17 protein-coding genes are annotated in these 19,680 nt (G+C 71.8%); 13 read left to right on the top strand and 4 right to left on the bottom strand.

Annotated elements, in window-relative coordinates; translation table 11 throughout:
* Positions 1–133 precede the first annotated feature (133 nt).
* From G4G93_RS16400 to G4G93_RS16390, 3 genes are read left to right on the top strand one after another with little or no spacing between them, the layout of a single operon-like run.
* Positions 134–1,057 carry a sulfite exporter TauE/SafE family protein gene (locus tag G4G93_RS16400; protein ID WP_165085575.1) on the top strand — a complete coding sequence of 308 codons (924 nt, stop codon included), beginning with the start codon at positions 134–136 and terminating at the stop codon, positions 1,055–1,057.
* Positions 1,057–1,848 carry a TIGR02186 family protein gene (locus G4G93_RS16395; RefSeq protein WP_246736810.1) on the top strand — a complete coding sequence of 264 codons (792 nt, stop codon included), beginning with the start codon at positions 1,057–1,059 and terminating at the stop codon, positions 1,846–1,848. The genes G4G93_RS16400 and G4G93_RS16395 overlap by 1 nt, the downstream gene beginning before the upstream one ends.
* Complete coding sequence (locus G4G93_RS16390; protein WP_165085574.1) at positions 1,848–2,285, top strand: DUF3429 domain-containing protein; 438 nt, start codon at positions 1,848–1,850, stop codon at positions 2,283–2,285. The genes G4G93_RS16395 and G4G93_RS16390 overlap by 1 nt, the downstream gene beginning before the upstream one ends.
* A gap of 100 nt (positions 2,286–2,385) precedes the next feature.
* Here the strand turns inward: G4G93_RS16390 and pdeM are convergent, their stop codons facing one another.
* Positions 2,386–3,099, bottom strand: a complete 714-nt coding sequence (pdeM, locus tag G4G93_RS16385) for a ligase-associated DNA damage response endonuclease PdeM (protein ID WP_165085572.1) — start codon at positions 3,097–3,099, stop codon at positions 2,386–2,388.
* Positions 3,100–3,148: 49 nt separating this feature from the next.
* Positions 3,149–5,671: a ligase-associated DNA damage response DEXH box helicase gene (locus G4G93_RS16380; RefSeq protein ID WP_165085570.1), complete on the bottom strand. Its 2,523-nt coding sequence runs from the start codon at positions 5,669–5,671 to the stop codon at positions 3,149–3,151.
* A 72-nt stretch (positions 5,672–5,743) separates the two neighbouring features.
* Between G4G93_RS16380 and arfB the strand changes: the two genes are divergently transcribed.
* From arfB to G4G93_RS16365, 3 genes are all read left to right on the top strand, one after another.
* A complete protein-coding gene (gene arfB, locus G4G93_RS16375) occupies positions 5,744–6,169 on the top strand; it encodes an alternative ribosome rescue aminoacyl-tRNA hydrolase ArfB (protein WP_165085569.1) in 426 nt (141 codons plus the stop codon).
* A 296-nt stretch (positions 6,170–6,465) separates the two neighbouring features.
* Positions 6,466–8,595, top strand: a complete 2,130-nt coding sequence (locus G4G93_RS16370; protein WP_165085729.1) for a methyl-accepting chemotaxis protein — start codon at positions 6,466–6,468, stop codon at positions 8,593–8,595.
* Positions 8,596–8,848: 253 nt separating this feature from the next.
* On the top strand, positions 8,849–10,597 hold the full coding sequence (locus G4G93_RS16365) for a calcineurin-like phosphoesterase family protein (RefSeq protein WP_165085567.1): 1,749 nt from the start codon (positions 8,849–8,851) through the stop codon (positions 10,595–10,597).
* A 128-nt stretch (positions 10,598–10,725) separates the two neighbouring features.
* Here the strand turns inward: G4G93_RS16365 and G4G93_RS16360 are convergent, their stop codons facing one another.
* Complete coding sequence (locus G4G93_RS16360; protein WP_165085565.1) at positions 10,726–11,766, bottom strand: hypothetical protein; 1,041 nt, start codon at positions 11,764–11,766, stop codon at positions 10,726–10,728.
* Between the two features lie 198 nt (positions 11,767–11,964).
* Between G4G93_RS16360 and G4G93_RS35960 the strand changes: the two genes are divergently transcribed.
* From G4G93_RS35960 to G4G93_RS16325, 7 genes are all read left to right on the top strand, one after another.
* Complete coding sequence (locus G4G93_RS35960; protein WP_165085564.1) at positions 11,965–12,693, top strand: SGNH/GDSL hydrolase family protein; 729 nt, start codon at positions 11,965–11,967, stop codon at positions 12,691–12,693.
* A 412-nt stretch (positions 12,694–13,105) separates the two neighbouring features.
* Positions 13,106–14,674: a PAS domain-containing hybrid sensor histidine kinase/response regulator gene (locus tag G4G93_RS16350; protein WP_165085562.1), complete on the top strand. Its 1,569-nt coding sequence runs from the start codon at positions 13,106–13,108 to the stop codon at positions 14,672–14,674.
* 172 nt (positions 14,675–14,846) lie between these two features.
* A complete protein-coding gene (gene recO / locus G4G93_RS16345) occupies positions 14,847–15,587 on the top strand; it encodes a DNA repair protein RecO (RefSeq protein ID WP_165085727.1) in 741 nt (246 codons plus the stop codon).
* Between the two features lie 236 nt (positions 15,588–15,823).
* Positions 15,824–18,070 (top strand): DNA topoisomerase IV subunit A, encoded by a 2,247-nt coding sequence (gene parC / locus G4G93_RS16340; RefSeq protein ID WP_165085560.1) that lies wholly within the window; start codon positions 15,824–15,826, stop codon positions 18,068–18,070.
* A gap of 18 nt (positions 18,071–18,088) precedes the next feature.
* Positions 18,089–18,397 carry a hypothetical protein gene (locus G4G93_RS16335; RefSeq protein ID WP_165085558.1) on the top strand — a complete coding sequence of 103 codons (309 nt, stop codon included), beginning with the start codon at positions 18,089–18,091 and terminating at the stop codon, positions 18,395–18,397.
* Positions 18,394–18,588 carry a hypothetical protein gene (locus tag G4G93_RS16330; protein WP_165085557.1) on the top strand — a complete coding sequence of 65 codons (195 nt, stop codon included), beginning with the start codon at positions 18,394–18,396 and terminating at the stop codon, positions 18,586–18,588. The genes G4G93_RS16335 and G4G93_RS16330 overlap by 4 nt, the downstream gene beginning before the upstream one ends.
* 14 nt (positions 18,589–18,602) lie before the next feature.
* Positions 18,603–18,815: a hypothetical protein gene (locus tag G4G93_RS16325; RefSeq protein ID WP_165085555.1), complete on the top strand. Its 213-nt coding sequence runs from the start codon at positions 18,603–18,605 to the stop codon at positions 18,813–18,815.
* Positions 18,816–18,979: 164 nt separating this feature from the next.
* On the opposite strand, the gene G4G93_RS16320 is transcribed toward G4G93_RS16325, so the two are convergent.
* Positions 18,980–19,675 carry a DUF2268 domain-containing putative Zn-dependent protease gene (locus G4G93_RS16320; protein WP_165085554.1) on the bottom strand — a complete coding sequence of 232 codons (696 nt, stop codon included), beginning with the start codon at positions 19,673–19,675 and terminating at the stop codon, positions 18,980–18,982.
* Between the last annotated feature and the right edge of the window lie 5 nt (positions 19,676–19,680).

Below are 19,680 nucleotides of genomic sequence, written 5' to 3'. Positions count from 1 at the left end.
TTGGCCCGATATCCCCTTGGCCCGATATCCCCTTGGCCCGGTATCCCCTTGGCCCGATATCCCTCGGCCGGTATCCCCTGGGTCGAAAACATGGTCTAGATCGCGGTCGCCGCCGCACCGGACCGTCCCGTCGTTGCAGATCTACCTTCCGATCGCCGAGATGCCCGTCAGCGTCCTGCTCCTCATCGGGCTCGGCGCCGCGGTCGGCTTCATCTCGGGGCTGTTCGGCATCGGCGGCGGCTTCCTGATGACGCCGATCCTGATCGTGATGGGCATCCCGCCGGCGGTGGCGGTGGCGACCCAGACCGCCCCGATCGTCGCCTCCTCGGCCACCAGCGTGCTGGCGGCGCTCCGGCGCAACGCCCTCGACCTGCGGCTCGGCCTCGTCCTGGTCCTCGGCGGCTTCGTCGGAACCAGCCTCGGCGTCTGGTTCTTCGCGGCGATGCGGCGGGCCGGCCAGCTCGATCTCGTCATCACGGTCGCCTACGTCACCCTGTTCACGGTCGTCGGCGGGCTGATGCTCGCCGAATCGGTGCGCGGCTTCTGGGCGCGCCGCCGCGGCAAGGCGCGGCCGGCCCGCCTCGGCGGCGACCACGCCGCCTACATGGCCTGGCCGCTGCGGATGCGGTTTCCGCGCTCGCGCCTCTATGCCAGCGTGATCCCGATCCTCGGCCTCGCCCTGTTCGTGGGCTTCGCTGGGGCGGTGCTGGGCATCGGCGGCGGCTTCATCCTGGTGCCGGCGCTCCTCTACCTGATGCGGGTGCCGACCGGCGTGGTGGTCGGTACCTCGCAGTTCCAGATCCTGTGCACCAGCTTCGTGGCCCTGGTGCTGCACGCGGTGCAGAACCAAGCGGTCGACATCGTGCTGGCCGCGATCCTGATCGTCGGCGGGGTGTTCGGGGCGCAGTTCGGGGCGCGGGCGGGACGCAACCTGCGCTCGGAGTATTTCCGGTTTCTCCTCGCCATCCTGGTCCTGGCGGTGGGCCTGCGCTTCGCGGTCGAGCTGGTGCTGCGGCCCGAGGAGCCGTTCTCGATCGTGGTCCAGGAGGCGCGCTGATGCGCGCCGTCCCCCTGGATGCGGGCGCGCTGATGCGCGCCGTCCTCGCTCTTCTCTTATGGATGGCCGTCGGGGCGGCTCGGGCCGAATCCCTCGTGGTCAGCCTGTCGTTCACCCGCCTCGCCGTCACCTCGACCTATACCGGCGCGTCGGTCGCGGTGTTCGGCGCCATCGAGCGCGACGGGCAGGCGGCGGCGCGCTCCGGCGGATACGACGTGGTGGTGACGATCCGGGGGCCGCGGCAGTCGCTGACGGTACGGGAGAAGGAGGCGCTGGGGCCGGTCTGGGTCAATCGGGCCCAACAGAAATTCGCCGACGTGCCGAGCTTCCTGGCGGTCCTGTCCTCGCGCCCCGTGACCGCCGTCGCCGACGAGGCGACGCGCCGGCGTCTGCGGCTCGGCCTCCAGGCCATCGTCGCCGCCCCCGACCTGACCCTGGCGGCGCCGGCGCCGGACGACCCCTTCCGCGAGGCGTTGCTGCGCCTGCGCCGGCGCGAGCGCCTGTTCACCGAGAGCGAGGCGGGAGTGCGCTTCCTGTCGCCGTCGGTGTTCCGCGCCACCGCGCCGCTGCCGGCGACAGCGCCGGTCGGCGCCTACGACGTCGAGGTGGTGCTGCTCGCCGGCGGCGTGCCGCTGGCACGGCACGAGGGCCGCTTCGACCTGGTGAAATCCGGAGTCGAGCAGGGGATCGCGACGCTGGCCCGCGATTGGTCGCTGGCCTACGGGCTTGCCGCCGGCGCGCTGGCACTCATCTCCGGCTGGCTCGCCAGCGTGATCTTCCGGAGAGATTGATGCCCCGTTCCGCACCCCCCGCCGCCCTGATCCTCGGTGGTGCGGGATTGATCCCGTTCCTGGGCCTCTCCGCCCTGGTGATCCTGGGCCAATCGCTCCTCGGGCTGGCGCCGCGCCCGCTGCTCGCGGCCTACGGCGCGGTGATCGCGTCGTTCCTCGGCGGCCTGCGCTGGGGCGCGGCGGCTGCCTCGCCGGAGGGGCGGGGCGCGGATTACGCCGTCGCGGTCGTGCCCTCGCTGCTGGCCTGGGCGGCCCTGTTCGCGCCGGCGCCGTGGGATCTGCGGGCGCTCGGCGCCCTGGTGCTGGCCTGGGGCATCGTCGACCAGGATCTGCCGCGCCGCGGGCTGGTGCCGGCCTGGCTCGGGCGGTTGCGGCTCGTCCTGTCGGGGGTGGCCGGGCTGGCGCTGCTGGCGGCGGGGTTTCTGGGCTCTGTCTAGCTTATACCGGACGACCGCCTGATCCGGTCCCATCGCGGGATCCCCCTCCCGGGCGGGAGAGGGGATTTCCGACTGATCGGCTCGCGAAGCGGACGTCGTCTCACTCCCGCGTCAGCATCGTCCGGCTGATCGCGAAGACCCGCCCGTCCCCGATCAGGTGCGCGGTGAACCCACCGGGAAAAAGCTCGTCGAAGACCTTGTCGCGCACGTTGAGTCCGCCGGTGAGCGAGCCGAAGGCCGGCATCACCAGTCGCGTCGCGTCGAGGACGAAGCAGCGGCGGCGCACGGCGCGGCCGCGCATCGCCACCTTGCCGACCGGGTGGAAGTGTCCGGCGACCTCGCCGGGCTCGGGGGCTGCGGCGGGCTCGTGCCGGAGCGTCAGGCCGCCGACCGCCAGGGTGTCAGCGAAGCGGCCGCCGACGCCGTCCTGGACGGCCCGGTCGTGGTTGCCGGAGATCCAGATCCAGTCGCGCCCCTCCTGCAGGGCGGCGATCAGCGCGCGGTCGGCGACGTCGAGGCGGGACGGCCCCTGCGCATCGTGGAAGGAATCGCCCAAGGCGACCACCCGGGCCGGCTCGAGGCGCGCCACCGCCTCGTGCAGGGTCGCCAGGGTCTCGCGAGTGTCGTAGGGCGGCAGGAACTGGCCCGAGCGGGCCGCATACGCCGAGCCCTTCTCGAGATGCAGGTCGGAGACCACCAGCGTGCGGTGCTCCGGCAGCCAGAGGCCGCCGCTGAGATCGAGGGCGAGGGTTTCTCCGGCGAGCGTCACGCCGGGGGTCTTGTGGGTCTTCTCGAGCTTGAGCGGCAGCGCCACGGTCGTCGTCTTTCCTCTCGGAGCGGGGCGCCCTCCGGTCCGTCATGCATCATGCCAGCGCCTCGTCGAGCAGCGCCGCCTCGGCCTCGGCCAGGATCTCGTCCGCACCTTCGCCGTAGACGCGCTCACGCCCGATCTCGAGCATCACGTTCACGGCGAGCGGCGAGACCCGGTCGAGGGCCTTGTGGATGATTCGCCCCTGGATGCGCGCAAGCATCATACCGAGGCGGGCCACGTCGAGGAGTCCGGTTGCCGCATCCTGCCGCGCCGCCCGCAGCAGCAGGTGGCCGGGCTGGTGCTTGCGCAGGACGTCGTAGATCAGGTCGGTCGAGATCGTGACCTGTCGCCCGGTCTTGCGCTGGCCCGGATGACGGCGCTCGATCAGCCCGGCGATCACCGCGCATTGCCGGAAGGTGCGCTTCATCATCGCCGATTCGTCGAGCCATTCCTCCAGGTCGTCGCCGAGCATGTCCTCGGCGAACAGCCCGTCGAGGAAGCCGGGCTCGCGGCCGATGCGCTCCGAGAGGTCGCGGGTGCCGAACACCGCGAGGCCGTAATCGTTGGCGGCGAACCCCAGGGGCCGCATCCCGGCCCGCTCCAGCCGGCGGGTCAGCAGCATGCCGAGCGTCTGGTGGGCGAGCCGCCCCTCGAACGGGAAGCAGGCGAGATAGTAGCGGTTGGCCCGCGGAAAGGTCTCGACCAGAAGGTCGCGCGGCCCCGGCAGCACCGAGCGCCGACGCTGCTGCACCAGGTAGTCGGCCACCTGCGCCGGCAGCCGGTCCCACTCGAACGGATCGGCGATCAGCGCCCGCACCCGCGCGGCCAGGAAGGTCGAGAGCGGGAATTTCGAGCCGGCATAGCTCGGAATCGCCGGATCGGTACCGGGGGGCCCGCGGGTGACGAGCGCCTCGTCCTCGTGCAGGCCCTCGAAGCGCAGGATCTCGCCGGCGAACAGGAAGGTGTCGCCCACCGTCAGAGTCTCGGCGAAATCCTCCTCGATCTCGCCGAGCACACGGCCCCCCGCCGGCAGCACGGAGCCGGGCTTCGTCCGGTTGCGCCGGGCGAGCCGCACCTTGACGGTGGTCGATTCAACGATCGTGCCGACATTCATCCGGTATTGCTGTGCGGTCCGGGCGTCGCGCACCCGCCACAGCCCGTCCGGCCCGCGCAGGATCTTGGCGAAGCGCTCATAGGCCCGGAGCGCGTAGCCGCCGGTGGCGACGTAATCGAGGACCAGGAGGAAATCGTCCCGGGTCAGGTCGGCATAGGGGGAGGCGGCCCGCACCTCGTCGTAGAGGTCGTCCTCCGAGAACGGCCCGGCGCAGGCCATGCCGAGCACGTGCTGGGCCAGCACGTCGAGGGCGCCGATGCGTGGATCGGGGGTGTCCTGCGCCGCCGCCTCGACCGCGTCGAGGGCGGCGCGGCATTCCAGCATCTCGAAGCGGTTGGCCGGGACGAGATAGGCCTTCGACGGCTCGTCCATGCGGTGGTTGGCCCGGCCGATCCGTTGCATGATCCGGCTCGCCCCCTTCGGCGCGCCGATATTGATGACGAGGTCGACGTCGCCCCAGTCGATGCCGAGGTCGAGGGTCGCGGTGCAGACCACGGCGCGCAGGACCCCCGCCGCCATCGCGGCCTCGACCTTCCGGCGCTGCGTGGCGTCGAGGGAGCCGTGATGCAGGGCGATCGGCAACCCGTCGTCGTTGAGGTTCCACAGCTCCTGGAAGGTGTACTCGGCCTGGAGCCGGGTGTTGACGAAGACCAGGACCAGCTTGTGCCGGCGGATCAGGTCGTAGACCGCCGGCATCGACTGCCACGCCGTATGCCCGGCGAGCGGCAGGGTGCGGCCGGTCTCCAGCATGTGCAGGTCGGCCCGGGCCCCGCCCGCGACGGTGATGAGGTCGGCCATCGCCGGCGCCGGCACCTGCGGCACCAGATAGCGGCGCAGGGCGTCGGGCTCGCGCACGGTGGCCGAGAGCCCGGTCGTGGCGAGGCCGGGCGCTAGGCGGTGCAGCCGGGCGAGGCCGAGGCTGAGGAGGTCGCCGCGCTTCGAGGTGACGAGGGCGTGCAACTCGTCGAGCACCACCCGCTTGAGGCCGGAAAAGAGCTCCGCCGCCTCGCGATGCGCGACCAGCAGCGCCAGCTGCTCGGGCGTCGTCAGGAGGATGTGCGGCGGGCGGGCGACCTGGCGGCTGCGCTTGTGCGACGGGGTATCGCCGGTGCGGGTCTCGATCCGGACCCTTGGTTCAAGCCCGATCCCGGCCACCGGCGCTTCGAGGTTGCGGGCGATGTCGACCGCCAGCGCCTTGAGCGGCGAGATGTAGAGGGTGTGCAGCCCCCCCGTGCCGGCCCGCTCCGCCAGCTCGACCAGAGTCGGGAGGAAGCCCGCGAGCGTCTTGCCGGCCCCGGTCGGCGCCACCAGGAGCGCCGAGCGCCCGGCTTGTGCCGCCGCCAGCAGGGCGAGCTGGTGCGGCCGCGGCGCCCAGCCGCGCGCCGCGAACCACTGCGCGAAGGCGGCGGGGAGGGCGGGGGAGTCAGGGAGGGACGGAAGGGGGGAGCGTTTCTTCGGCACGCCCTCCCATGTAGCGCGCCCGACCGTTTCGTGGGATGGCGGCGGTCTCCAACCGTTCTCGGGAGCGCCGTCGTGGGTCTCGAATGCACGCCCTGGATCACCCTCGACGAGTCCGAACTCGAGGAGAGCTTCGTGCGCGCCTCGGGTCCCGGCGGCCAGAACGTCAACAAGGTCTCGTCGGCGGTGCAGCTGCGCTTCGATGTGCGCCGCTCGCCCTCGCTGCCGAACGCCGTGGCGATCCGCCTGATGAAGCTCGCCGGGCGGCGGCTCACTGCCGACGGCGTGCTCGTCATCACCGCCCAGACCCACCGCACCCAGGAGCGCAACAGGGCCGACGCCAGGGAGCGACTGGCCGACCTCGTCCGCGAGGCCGCCGTGCCCCCGACGCCGCGCCGCCCGACCCGCCCGACGCTGGCCTCGAAGAAAAGGCGGCTGGAGGAGAAGGGCCGGCGCGGCGACGTCAAGAAGCTGCGGGGCGGCAAGCCGGGCGTGGACTGAGCCCGGCCCAAGACCGTGTCCCGGGGGCAAGGTCGATCGAAAGCTCGCACGCCCGAACCCTCCCCCGTCCCAGGTCGTGCATGCCCGACTTGGACACGTCGATGCGGAACCCGGGCAAGCCCGAGATCCGTGGGGGGAGGGTTCCGGCACGGCGCCTGTCGCATGGTCGAATCGACAATGTCTTCGCCTGCTGCCCTATAGTATCGATCATAACTTCCACCGTGCCTTTGGGGAAGATTTACGAATATCCGAGTACGCTGCGCCGCAGCATCACTCCGATCGGCGGCGCCCGCATGATGAATCCGGCCCATCCCAGCATAACCCGCCCCTCGCTCGCCAGGATCCCGGTCTCCTGGATACTCTGCCTCGTCCTCGGCCTCATGGGCGTCCTGGTCGTCGCCCAGGCCGCCGGCGCCCTGATCGGCGCCGCTCGCGAGCAGGTGCAGGCGGGCAAGGTCGTCACCCTGTCGGTCGGCAGCCGCGCCTTGCTTGGGACGCTGCTGGCGAACCGCCTCGAGCGCGGCACCGCCCTCACGGCGCTGGGCGTCGAGACGCCGGCGGATCCGGACATGCGGGCCGCCCTCGCCAAGGGCCGTGCCACCGCCGACAGGGGCTTTTCCGAGGTGCTCGCGGCCCTGGACGGAACCGATCTGCCGAGCGTCGCCGACACGATCGGCCGTCTGCGCGCGGCGCAAGGCACTCTGGCCGCCCTGCGGCCGCGCATCGACGCCGCCCTCGACCGGCCCCGGAGCGCCCGGGAGCCGTCGATCCTCGCCGACGCGCGGGCCGCCTACGATGCGCTGCTCGCCAGCCTGTCCGCGACGACGGACGCGGTCGATGGCGGGATCGCCTCCGGCGATCCGGAGATCCGCGCGGCCCGGCTGATCAAGCGGGCGGCCTGGGCGACCCGCGTGGCGGCCGGCGGGGCGGCCCTGCGGCTACAGACCGGTGTGGCGAACCCGGCCTCGTGGTCGCCGGCCGGCACCCTCGCGGCGGCCGAGGAGCGCGGCCGGCTCGACCAGACCTGGGCCGCCGCCGTCGAGGCCAGCGGCCGGGTTCCGGACGGCCCGATCCGGGCCGCCTTCGAGACCGCGCAGGCGCGCAACTTCTCGACCACCGCCAGGGAGGAGCGCCGCGCCCTGGCCGAGGCCCTCGGTGCAGGCCGGCCGGTCGCCATCGCGATCCAGGACCTGCGCCGGCGCGACACGGACAACCAGGGCACCATCGTCGATCTCGCCAACGTCGCGCTCGACGTCATGGTCGCGCGGGCGCAGTCCCTCGAGGACGAGGCCCGGCGGAGCGTGATCCGCAACGGCGCGATCCTCGCCGCCGCGCTGGCCCTGTCGGTCCTCGGCCTCGTCTGCGTCGTCCGCGGCGTGCTGCGGCCGATCCGGGCGATGACCCGCGGCATGGGCGACCTCGCGGCCGGCCGGCTCGACGTGGCGGTGCCCGGGCTCGGGCGCCGTGACGAGATCGGCGCGATGGCCGAGGCCGTGCAGGTGTTCAAGGACGCGATGATCCAGGCCCGCCGGCTCGAGGCGGAGACCGCGCAGGCGCGGCTCTCGGCGGAGGCGCAACGGCTCGCCGGGATGCGCGAGATGGCCGACCGCTTCGAGGCATCGGTCGGCAGCGTGGTCGACATGGTGTCGTCCTCGTCCATCCAGCTTCAGGCGACCGCCCGGTCGATGACGGCGGCGGCGACCCGCACGACGGCGGAATCCGGCGCCGCCTCGGGGGGCGCCCGGGAGGTGTCCGGACATGTCGGCGGCGTCGCCGACGCGGCCGGCCGGCTCGGCGAGTCCGTCGCCGAGATCGGACGCCGCGCCTCGAATTCGGCGGACCTCGCCCGGACCGCGACCGACGAGGCCGGCCGCACGGCCGAGCTGGTGCAGGAGCTGAACGGCGCGGTGGCCAAGATCGGCGACGTGGTCGGCATCATCGCCACCATCGCCAGCCAGACCAACCTGCTCGCGCTCAACGCCACGATCGAGGCGGCCCGGGCCGGCGAGGCGGGGCGCGGCTTCGCCGTCGTCGCCGCCGAGGTGAAGGAGCTCGCCGGCCAGACCGGGCGGGCGACGGAGGAGATCGGCGGTCAGATCGGACGCATCCAGGGAGCCACGGGCCACGCGGTCGCGGCGATCGACGGCATCGCCGACCGCATCCGGGAGGTCAGCCGCGTCACGAGCGCGATCGCCGCCGCGGTCGAGGCCCAGGGTAGCGCCACCCGCGACATCGTGCACAACGCCTCGCACGCGGCGATCGGAGCCCGGAGAGTGACCGAGACGATCGACGGCGTCGCCGCCACGGCGGGAGAGACCGGCATGGCCGCCGACCAGGTGCTCGCGGCGGCGTCCGCCCTGTCGCACCAGTCCGAGGACCTGCGCCAGGGTGTCGCCCGCTTCCTGGAACGCGTGCGGATGGCGTGATCCGAAGTCCGGACGATCCCGGACTTCGTCTCACCAGCCCGCGCGGTGGGGCCGGAGGCTCCCCATGCTGGAGCGAAGCCGACTTCCGCATGGCGAACGCGGTTGCGTCGCAATCGATCGGAAGTCGTGTGAGCCGCAAGGGGCCCGTCGGATCGTCACCGAACCGTCAAGGAGGCGTGATGGTCTCGGCACGGATGAACGCGCAGCCCCGAGCCGCTCCTGCGGACGAGGCTGCCGGGAGGACGAGGCCGCGATGACGGATCACACCACCCTGACCCGGCGTACCACTCTCGCCGGGGCGACGGCCCTGGCGCTGGCGCCCCTCGCGGCCCTGGCGCAGGACGCGCCGGCGGCCGGGCCGGGAAACGGTCAAGGAACCGCACAGGTCACCGGCTTCGTCTACGAGGATCGCGGCGGCAAGGGGCGGCGCGGGCCCGACGATCCGGGGCTGCCCGACGTGCTGGTCTCGAACGGCCGCGAGGTGGTCCGCACCGATGCGCAGGGGCGCTACGCCCTGCCGGTCGGGGACGAGGCGGTGATCTTCGTGATCAAGCCGACGGGCCATGCCCTGCCGCTCGGGGCCGACGGACTGCCGCGCTTCTCGTACCTGCACCAGCCGGCCGGCACTCCGGCGGACCTCTCCTTACGCTATCCCGGCATCGCGCCGACCGGACCGCTGCCGTCGTCGGTGGATTTCGGCCTGGTACGCAGCCCGGAGATCGGCGACTTCGACGTCGTGCTGTTCACCGACCCGCAGCCCGAGAGCCACGCCGAGCTGACCTTCGTGCGCGACACCGCCATCGCGCGGGTGCTCGGCATGCGGGACGAACTCGGCAAGGTCGCCTTTGGAATGACGACGGGCGACGTGCTGTTCGACGATCTCTCGCTCTATCCGCGCCAGAACCGGCTCATCGCGCAGGTGAGCGTGCCGTGGTTCCATATCGGCGGCAACCACGACGTCAACTTCGAGGCGCCGGACGCCCGCCATGCGCGCGAGACCTTCAAGCGCAGCTTCGGGGCACCGTACTACGCGCTGGAACACGGCGGCGTGCTGTTCCTGATGCTCGACAACGTCCACTATCTCGGGGCTGCCACCGCCACGTCAGGACGGGGCGGGCGCTACGAGGGCCGGATCGGCGAGCGCCAGCTCGCCTTCATCGAGAACCTGCTGAGGCAGACGCCGACCGACCGCCTGGTGGTGGTGGCGATGCACATCCCGCTCGCCAGCGATCTCGGCCCCGACGATCCCGGGATCAGCACCGCCGACCGGGCGCAGCTGCTGCGGCTCCTCGCCGGGCGGCCCTGCTTCAGCGTCTCGGGGCACACCCACACCACCGAGCACCATTATCTCGGACCGGACGGCCGGCCCGGCGCGCCGGGCGAGGACGCCCATCACCACCATGTGCTCACCGCCGTCTCGGGCTCGTGGTGGAGCGGACCGCCCGACCGGCGCGGCATCGCAACCGCCGACAGCCGCGATGGGACGCCGCACGGCTTCCACGTGCTCAGCGTCACCGGCGGGCGACGCTTCACCACCCGCTACGTCCCGGCGAGCGACGATGCGGATCGCCAGATGCGGATCGTGCTCGAGAGCCAGTTCCACGGCGACGACCTCGCCCGCCTCCCCGAGACGCGGCTCTACGAGCTGCTCGGCGCGACGATCCCGGCCGAGAGTGCCGGCAGCACGCAGGTGGTGGTCAACCTGTTCGACGGCGGGCCGCGCAGCCGGGTGGTGCTCCGGATCGGCGACCGCCCGCCCGTTCCGATGACGCGGGTGCGCCGGCCGGACCCGTTCGTCGCCGCGCTCTACGCCCGCAACGCCGCGACGAAGAAATCCTGGGTGAAGGCCGAGCCGTGCTCGCATCTCTGGGTCGCGCGCCTGCCGCGGGATCTCGGCGCCGGCACCCATCGCCTCACCGTGGAGGCGACCGACGAGTACGGCCGGCCGCACCGCGACGGGCTGGTGCTCGAAGTGCTGGATGGGGCGGGGAGGGCCGGGTAGCGGCCCTCATCCGATCGACGACCGCTTGCGTCGCGCGGCGGATACCGGGTCCGTTCAGGCGTGCGGAGCAAGGCTCCGCCGTCGCGGGCCGGTGACACGAAGTCCGGACGGACCCTCTCGAAAGCGCATCACAGACGGCTGGGGAAAGAGATCACCGCGTCGACCGTGTCCTTGATCGCGCGGCCGGCCGGGGCGAGGTCCGGCATCGGCACGCCCAGGAAGCGTGTCGGCTCCTCCGCCTGCGGCGCCGGGGCGGCACGGGCGGGATCGGCCTGCGCGGCGGCCGTGCGCTGATGCGCGTCGGGCTTCTCGCGTCGGGCGACCGGCTTCTCCGCTGCGGCCTTGTGGGCGGAGGGCTTGGGTGGTTCGACCACCTTGGCCTCCCGGGCCGGGGCGGGCTTCGACGGCTTCTCCTCGGCGACCTTCTCGCGCGGCGCGGTGGGCTTGGAGACGGGAGGGCCGGCCTGGACGGCGCGGGCCGGGGGCAGCGGCGTGGCTTCGCGAGGCGGCGTCGCGGCCAAACGCGGCTTCACCGCCTCACGGGACTTGACGTCCTCGCGCGGGGTGGAGGCCTCTCGGGTCTTTACGGCCTCGCGGGGCACGGTGCCCTCGCGGGACACATTACCCTCGCGGGGTGTGGCGGCGACCGGGCGGGGCGTCTCCGGGGCCTTCGGAATTGCGGCGGGGATCGTCTGGAACGAGCCGGCGGTGCCGGTCGCCGCCACGTCGGAGGCCGGGGACCAGTTCCCCTGCACCGACGCGCCCTGGACCGGGCCGGTCTGGCTCGACATGCCCTGCGCGCCCGATGACGGCTTCGGATCGAGCAGGGCGGCGGGCACGGCCGGCGGCGAGGACGCGGTGGCTGTCGGGTTGGCGGGCGGGATCGCCACCTGGCGCACGACCGGAGGGGGATTCGTCCGCAGGGCCGGAATCCCGTCCTTGATCTCCGGCATGTCGGCGACCCGGCCGAAATGCACCTCGGTGGGCCGCGGGCGCAGCATGTCGCTGATCGCCGGATAGGCCGCCGCGGCGAGGCCGGCGCAGCCGCCGATCCCGATCACCGCCAGGCCCGCCAGCATCGCCGGACGGCCGAGACGCGGCGAGGCGCGCTCGGGCGAGTCCCCGCGCGGCCGGCGCACCTCGGACGGATCGATCTCGACTGGTATCATGGCGCGGGCTCTCCGACTTTCACCTGCCCTCAACCATGAGGAGAACCGCCGAATCAGGCGTGAAGATGTCGGGGGAAAACCCGGAGCCTGTGGATAACGTATTGATGACCTCCGGGAGACGGGAGGGGGCCACGATTGACTCAAGGCCGGGCCCGGCGCTTGTGAGGCCGCGTGGGGGGAGAAACGACGCGAGGACGGGTGCGGACCAGAGTGAAGATCGGGGCCGGGCTGGTCGCGGCTGTCGTGGCGGCCGGTGGCGCCGCCCTGGTGCTGAGCCACCGGGCCGGCGGCAACGGGCAGGGCGTGGCGGCCTTCCGGGAGGCGCGGGCCTTCGCGGTCTCCGGCCTGCTCCAGCAGGTCGACGGGCCCTATGCGTTGCTCCTCGGCGATTCCCAGATCGAGCGGCTCTACCTGCCGACTCTGTGCGGCGGTCCGGTCGTCAATGCCGCCATCGCGGGCACGCGGATCTCCGGCTTGCGGGCGGTGGCCGGCTGGATCGCGCTGCCGCGGCCGCCGGAGACGATCGTGGTGACGATCGGCACCAACGACCTCACCCAGCGCCAGCGCTCCCATCCCGCGCAGGCGGCGGCGCATTTCCGCGACGAGGCCCGCGCCCTGTTCGCCGAGCTGGCGCCCCGGGCGCGGCATGTCGTCGCGACCGCGATCCCGCCCTTCGACGCGGCGCGCTCGGGCGTGACCCGGTTCTACGACGCCGCCGCCGCCCCGACCTACTCGGCGATCCTGGCGGAGGAATGCGCCCGGGCCGGCTGCCGCTTCGTCGATCCCTACGGCGACCTGCGCGCGCCGGCCGCCGCGAGCCGGTCGCCGGACGGCGTCCATCTCGGCCTCGACCGCGCGGCACGGGACGGCGTCGCCGCGCGCCTCGAGGCGGCGGCCTGCCCCGAGCGCGCGGAGCGGCCGCGATGAGCCGTGTCCCACCCCGGTGTCCGCGCCCTCCCGCCCCCGCTTTTGCAACCAGAGATGCGTGATTTACTTGAGTTGCATCGGTCCTCGTTCGACCACCTGCTACCCAGGACTGTGGAGCCGGGCCGCCACTCTCGCGGGCACCCTATTTGCGGGGACGCAACAACAAATGCCGCCATGATTACGCAGACGCTCTGGCAGATCATGGCGGAACCGCGGTTTTACGCGGGAAAGTTTTCGAAGTCCGCAACGGGCTCTTGGACAAAATGCGCCCTTAGGTTAGCAGAAGCATGGGTCGGGATTTACCCGATTCGGCTGAGCGAGATCGGCGGCTGACGGGGTGGCAAGGGCTACGCCAGGAGCGCCGCGAGGGCGCCGGCCTCCGGGGTCTCGACGTGATCGAGGTGGTGATCTGATGACGGCCCGGACTGCGCATCCGTTCGAGGGCATCCCGGTCGGTGGACCGGACGAAGCCCTCGGCCGTGCGCTGCCGGAGAGCGAGAAGGGGATGACCGGCCTGCCGTCGCGCCTCCTCCTCGACGCCCTGCCGCAGAAGATCTGGCTGCTCGACGGCGACGGGGCGGTCCAGTTCGCCAACCGGGCGGCGCGGGAGATCGGCTCGAGCCTCGGCGAGCCCGACGGCTGGGACAGCGTGATCCACCCGAAGGACCGCGGCCGGGCGGCGGCGGCCCGCGCCTCCGCGATCAGGTCGGGCCAGCCCTACGACCTGACCATCCGCCTGCGCGACACCAGCGGGCGCTGGCATTGGCACCAGACCGACCTGGTGCCGGTCCGCGAGGGAGCCTCGCTCTCCGGCTGGATGATGAGCGCCGCCGACGTCGACGACGTCGTGGCCGACAACCAGGCGCTGGAAGCCACCACCAACCTGCTGCTCCTCACCCACAAGGCCGCCGGCGTCGGCCTGTGGGACTGGAACATGCGCACCGGGGCGCTCTCGCTCTCGGCGGAGGGCGCACGCCTGCACGGCCTCTCGGCCCAGGCCTGCGTCATCACCTCCTCGGCCTGGACCGGCCTGGTCCATGCCGACGACCGCGCCATGCTGTGGGACGCGGTGACGAAGGCCGTCACCACCCGCACCCCGTTCTCGGTCGACGTGCGGGTGACGGCGGAGCACGGCGCGGTGCGCTGGATCCAGAGCCTCGGCCGCGTCCTCGACGACGCGCAGGGGCTGAGCGGGCGCATCGTCGGCCTCACCCTCGACATCACCGCCCGCAAGCGGGCCGAGCAGGCGCTCGCCAACGCCCGGGACGGGGCCGAGAAGGCCAACCGGGCGAAATCGGACTTCCTGGCGATGATGAGCCACGAGATCCGCAACCCCCTCAACGCGGTGCTCGGCTATACCGAGCACATGCTCAGCCGCTCGCGCGAGCCCGAGACCTTGCGCCACCTCGCCGCCGTCCAGGAGGCCGGCGAGATCCTGATCCGGGTCGTCGACGATGTGCTCGACGTGGCCCAGATCGAGGCCGGACAGGTCGCCCTCGATCCGGAAGCGTTCCTGCTCGCCGACCTCCTCGAGGGCACCGCCGCCGTCGCCCGCGGCGCCGCCGCGCGCAAGGGCGTCGCGGTCGAGGTCCTGCGCGACCCCGCGACCCCGGCCCTGGTGCTGGGCGATGTCGGGCGCCTGCGCCAGGTGCTGCTGAACCTGCTCACCAACGCGGTGAAGTTCACGCCCGCCGGGCGCGTCGTCCTGGCGGTGTCGCCGGATACCGGGCGCGGCGGCGCGGGGCGGCTGCTCTTCACGGTGAGCGATACCGGAATCGGCATGTCGGCGCAGCAGCAGGAGCGGCTGTTCGTGCCGTTCGGTCAGGGCGACGAATCGATCCGGCGGCGCTTCGGCGGCAGCGGCCTCGGCCTCGTGATCTGCCGCCACCTCGTCGAGCTGATGGGCGGGCAGATCGGCGTGACGAGCGAGCCGGGCCGCGGCACGCGGATGTGGTTCGCCGTGGCGCTGCCGCCGGCCTGAAGGCCGGTGCCGGCCAGAGCATTTTCCGACGAAGCGGGTGCCGGGTCGTCGCAGGAAATGCGGCCCACTCGAAGGTCTGGAGCGGCGTTCGATGGCAACGAGATCGGGCGCTGCTCCGGAGACCGGCGCCGGCCGGTTCTGTTCCGGCGCCCGTGCGACTATCTATCTTCCCATGCAATGGACGGATGACGGGCTGGTTCTCGGGGCGCGGCGGCACGGCGAGACCGGCGTCGTCCTCGAATTGATGACGGCCGAGCACGGCCGCCATCTCGGCCTCGTCCATGGCGGGCGCTCGCGCCGGATGCAGCCGGTGCTCCAGCCCGGCAACCTGGTGCGGGCGGTGTGGCGGGCCCGGCTCGACGAGGGCCTGGGCTCCTACGCGGTCGAGCCGCTGGAGAGCGCCAGCGCGCGGCTGATCGGCTCGCGGCTGGCCCTCTACGGCATCGGCTACGCCGCCGGGCTGATGCGGCTGCTGCCCGAGCGCGATCCCCACCCGGCCCTGTTCGCCGTCGCCAAGGTCCTGATCGAGCATCTGCACGAGCCCGACGTGGCGCCGGCGCTGATGGTGCGGTTCGAGCTTGCGATGCTGGCCGAGCTCGGCTTCGGCCTCGACCTCTCGGCCTGCGCCGCCACCGGCGCCAACGAATACCTCGCCTACGTCTCGCCAAAGAGCGGGCGGGCCGTCAGCGCCGCCGCCGGCGAGCCGTGGCGCGACCGGTTGCTGACCCTGCCCGACTTCCTGGTCGACCGCTCCGACCGTCGCGGCCTCAACGTGCCGACCCCCCGGGAGGTCAAGCAAGGCTTTACCTTAACGGGTTATTTCCTCGACCAGCACATCTGGGGTCCGCGCGACGTCGCCGAGCCGGAGGAGCGGGCGCGATTCGTTGCGCTGGGCACCGCCGGGGCGATGTAGGATGGTGGCGCCCGTCTGATACCAACGGTCGTTGAAAACGACCGTCGGCTCCGGTCCCGAATTTTTGCCAAGCCATTGGTTTGGCATAAAAAATTCGAGATGGGCCACGAGTGTGACTCCGTGATCGGGAGTTCCCGAGCGCACGGAGAAGTTGTCCATCCGTTCCTGGCAATCGGCGGATGTTCGTGTTATGTTCTGGTCTTGAGACCGCCGAAATCGTGAGTTGACGTCCGCCCATGGGAAAGCCCTTCGAGCCACCCTCCGACCGCGACGGGATCGAGAACGTCGACCTGAAGGCGGCGCTGGAGGAGCGCTACCTCGCCTACGCGCTCTCGACCATCATGCACCGGGCGCTGCCCGATGCCCGCGACGGCCTGAAGCCGGTGCACCGGCGCATCCTGCACGCGATGCGGCTTTTGCGCCTCGATCCCGGCAGCGCCTACAAGAAATGCGCCCGCGTCGTCGGCGACGTGATCGGCAAGTACCATCCCCACGGCGACGTCGCGGTCTACGACGCCCTGGTGCGCCTCGCGCAGGACTTCGCCCAGCGCTATCCGCTGGTCGACGGCCAGGGCAATTTCGGCAACATCGACGGCGACAACCCGGCGGCCCAGCGGTACACCGAGTGCCGCATGACCGAGGTCGCCCGTCTCCTCCTCGAGGGGATGGACGAGAACGCCGTCGACTTCCGCCCGAACTACGACGGGCAGGAGGAGGAGCCGGTCGTGCTGCCGGCGGCCTTCCCGAACCTGCTCGCCAACGGCTCGCAGGGCATCGCCGTCGGCATGGCGACCTCGATCCCGCCGCACAACGTGGCGGAGCTGTGCGAGGCGGCGCTCTACCTGATCGGTCATCGCGACGCGACGTCCGAGCAGCTGACCCACTTCGTCAAGGGGCCGGATTTCCCGACCGGCGGCATCGTGATCGATTCCGCGGCCTCGATCGCCGAGGCCTACCGCACCGGCCGCGGGGGTTTTCGGGTGCGGGCGCGCTGGCAGAAGGAGGATCTCGGCCGCGGCACCTGGGCGGTCGTCGTCACCGAAATCCCGTACGGCGTGCCGAAGGCCCGGCTGATCGAGAAGATGGCCGAGCTTCTCCAGGAGAAGAAGCTGCCGCTGCTCGCCGACGTGCGCGACGAATCGGCCGAGGACGTGCGGGTGGTGCTGGAGCCGCGCTCGCGCACCGTCGACCCCGTGGTGATGATGGAGTCGCTGTTCCGGCTCACCGAGCTGGAAAGCCGCATCTCCCTCAACATGAACGTCCTGGTCGGCGGGACGGTGCCGCGGGTGATCGGCCTCGCCGAGGCGCTCCGCGAATGGCTCGACCATCGCCGGGTCGTGCTGCAGCGCCGCTCGCGCCACCGCCTCGCCCAGATCGAGCGCCGGCTCGAGATCCTCGGCGGCCTGCTCATCGTCTATCTCGACCTCGACCGGGTGATCCAGATCATCCGTGAGGAGGACGAGCCGAAGGCCGAGCTGATGCGGGTCTTCGCGCTGACCGAGTTGCAGGCCAACGCCATCCTCGACACGCGCCTGCGCAGCTTGCGCAAGCTGGAGGAGATGGAGCTGAAGCGCGAGCACGAGGCGCTGACCGCGGAGAAGGCCGATCTCGACGGGCTGCTCGGTTCCGACGACCGGCAGTGGAAGGCGATCACCAAGCAGATCCGCGAGGTGCGCAAGACCTACGGCCCCGAAACCCCGCTCGGCCGCCGCCGCACGACGCTCGAGAACCCGCCCGACACCTCGGGCATCGATTTTTCCGAGGCGATGGTGGAGCGCGAGCCGATCACCGTGATCGTGTCGCAGAAGGGCTGGATCCGGGCGCTCAAGGGCCACGTCGCCGACCTCTCGGCCGTGCAGTTCAAGGGCGACGACGCCCTGAAGGTCAGCTTCCCGACCGAGACCACCGCCAAGATCCTGGTGCTGGCCTCGAACGGAAAGGTGTTCACCCTGGAGGCCGCCAAGCTCCCGGGCGGACGCGGCGTCGGCGATCCGGTCCGCCTCATGGTCGACATGGACGAGGGCTCGGAGATCGTCACCGTCTGGGCGCACAAGCCCGGCGTGAAGCTCCTGCTCGCCACCACCGACGGCCGCGGCTTCGTCACCCCGGCGGACGGCCTCGTCGCCAATACCCGCAAGGGCAAGCAGGTGATCGGCCTCGACGATCCGGCGGCGGCGAGCCTCGTCGTCGAGGTGGGAGAGGGCGACCACGTCGCGGTCTGCGGCACCAACCGCCTGATGACGGTGTTCCCGCTCTCGGAGATCCCCGAGATGGTGCGCGGCAAGGGCGTGCGGCTGCAGAAGTACCGCGACGGTACCCTCGAATCCGTGACGCTCTTCCGCCTCGCCGACGGCCTGACCTGGCCCGACAGCGCCGGGCGCACCCGCACCGTCGCGGGCGAGGAGCTGGCAAAGTGGGTCGGCCATCGCGGCGGCGCCGGGGCGATGGCGCCGCGGGGCTACCCCAAAGCCGGCCGCCCGTGACCGGGGCCCGGATCGCGCGTGGCGGGCGGGCTGCAATCCCAAGGGGACGGTGACCGGGAGGGTGACCAGGACGGCGACGGGGAGCGCGAGCGGGCCGAGCTCGCCCGCGACATCGTCGTCCACAACGAGCGGGTGAAGCTGACCGCCAACCTGATGAATATCGGCGCGGCCGGCTTCGCCATCACGGGCATCGTCGCCCCGCTCACCGCCGCCATGGCGACGACGGGCCGCGTCACCGCGCCCGCCCTCGCGCTGATGGTCGTTTGGTTCGTGCTCGGCGTTGGTCTACACTTCGGTGCGAGGCTGACGTTGACGAACCTGCGATGATGAGCCTGACGACCTACGCCCTGGTCCTGGTGCCCTGTCTGGTCGGCGCGGCCGCCCTCATCGGCGTGACGGTCTCGCGCCGTTCGGCGGCCCGGCTCGATCGGCGGGCGGCGCGGATGGCGGCGGAGGCGTTACCTCCCCGGAGCCCGAGGGTGCATCCGGGACCGGTCCGGCGGGTCATCGCGCGCTGACCGGCGGGATGCGGATGGCTGGTCGCGCGTGGGCCATTCTGGCCGCCATCTTTCCGGTCGGCACGGCGCTTGCCGAAGTCTCCGATAAGGTCGAGGAGACGCGCGCGAATCAGTGGATCGCCACGTGTGCCCTCCTGATACTCATCCTTGTCGCAGCGGCGAGTGGATGGCGCCGCGCATCGCTGCTGTGGCCGGTGACCCTGATCTGGAGCCAGATCGTGCTCTGAAGTGTCTGGGAGTGGTTCGACGAGATCCGACGGGAAGGAATACTCTTCCTGCTCTGGGAGAGTGGAGCAACAGCCACGGCATTGCTCCTCGCTCCGCCCCTCTTCGCCGGGCTCGCGCGTCGGCGTAGCCGAAGCGCCATCTTCCCAGCCCGTCCGCGATGCGGTCAGGACAAGTCCCGCTGCTCCACTGCCAGTTCGTTCAGGATTGGCGCAAGGGCCGGCCAAGCAGCCTCAGCCGATAGAGGCGCCTCCTCCGAGGCGGTCGTGCCTCGCATGGCGAGGTATCGCCGGACCAACTCGTAGCCGAGCGAGTAGCCGCCGCTCCATGGCCAGGCGGAATCGGCGCGGTCGCCGTAGAACCAGCGGTTATGGTCGTACCGGGTCTCTGCCCACGCATCGCGGGCGAGGCCAGCCATAACCGCCAGACGCGGGCCGCGCACCGCGAGGGCGTAGTTGGGCGTCGGGCACCCGACTTCCTCCTGGAAGCATTGCGCGAGCCCTTCGGCCAGGAGGTTGGCACCGAGCGTGTCGTGCGGGCCGGGCCCACGGAACCGGCGCAGATGGTGCAGCTCGTGGGCCAGCGTCGTCGTCAGCTGTTCCGACCAGGAGGGAGTCCAGGCGTCCAGATCCGTCGTACCGACGCCAATCGTCAGGCGCGCGATGCCGTGCGCGTAGGCGTTGAGGTTCCAGCCCGGAATGAGCCAACGGGCCGGGGTCGGAGCGACCACGACATCGACGCGGTCGAGGCCGAGACGCGGGACGATCCTGGCGGACGCGGCGTCCAGGCATTCGACGATCCGATCGAGCATGCCGGGCGGACATTCCGCCATGGCATCGAGTGCGATGAACCGGATCGTCATGGAGT

The organism is Methylobacterium sp. DB0501, from assembly GCF_011043735.1.
In the GTDB taxonomy this organism is placed as follows: domain Bacteria; phylum Pseudomonadota; class Alphaproteobacteria; order Rhizobiales; family Beijerinckiaceae; genus Methylobacterium; species Methylobacterium alsaeris.
Note: the sequence above shows the minus strand (reverse complement) of the source record. Positions and strands in the feature narration are given on the sequence as shown.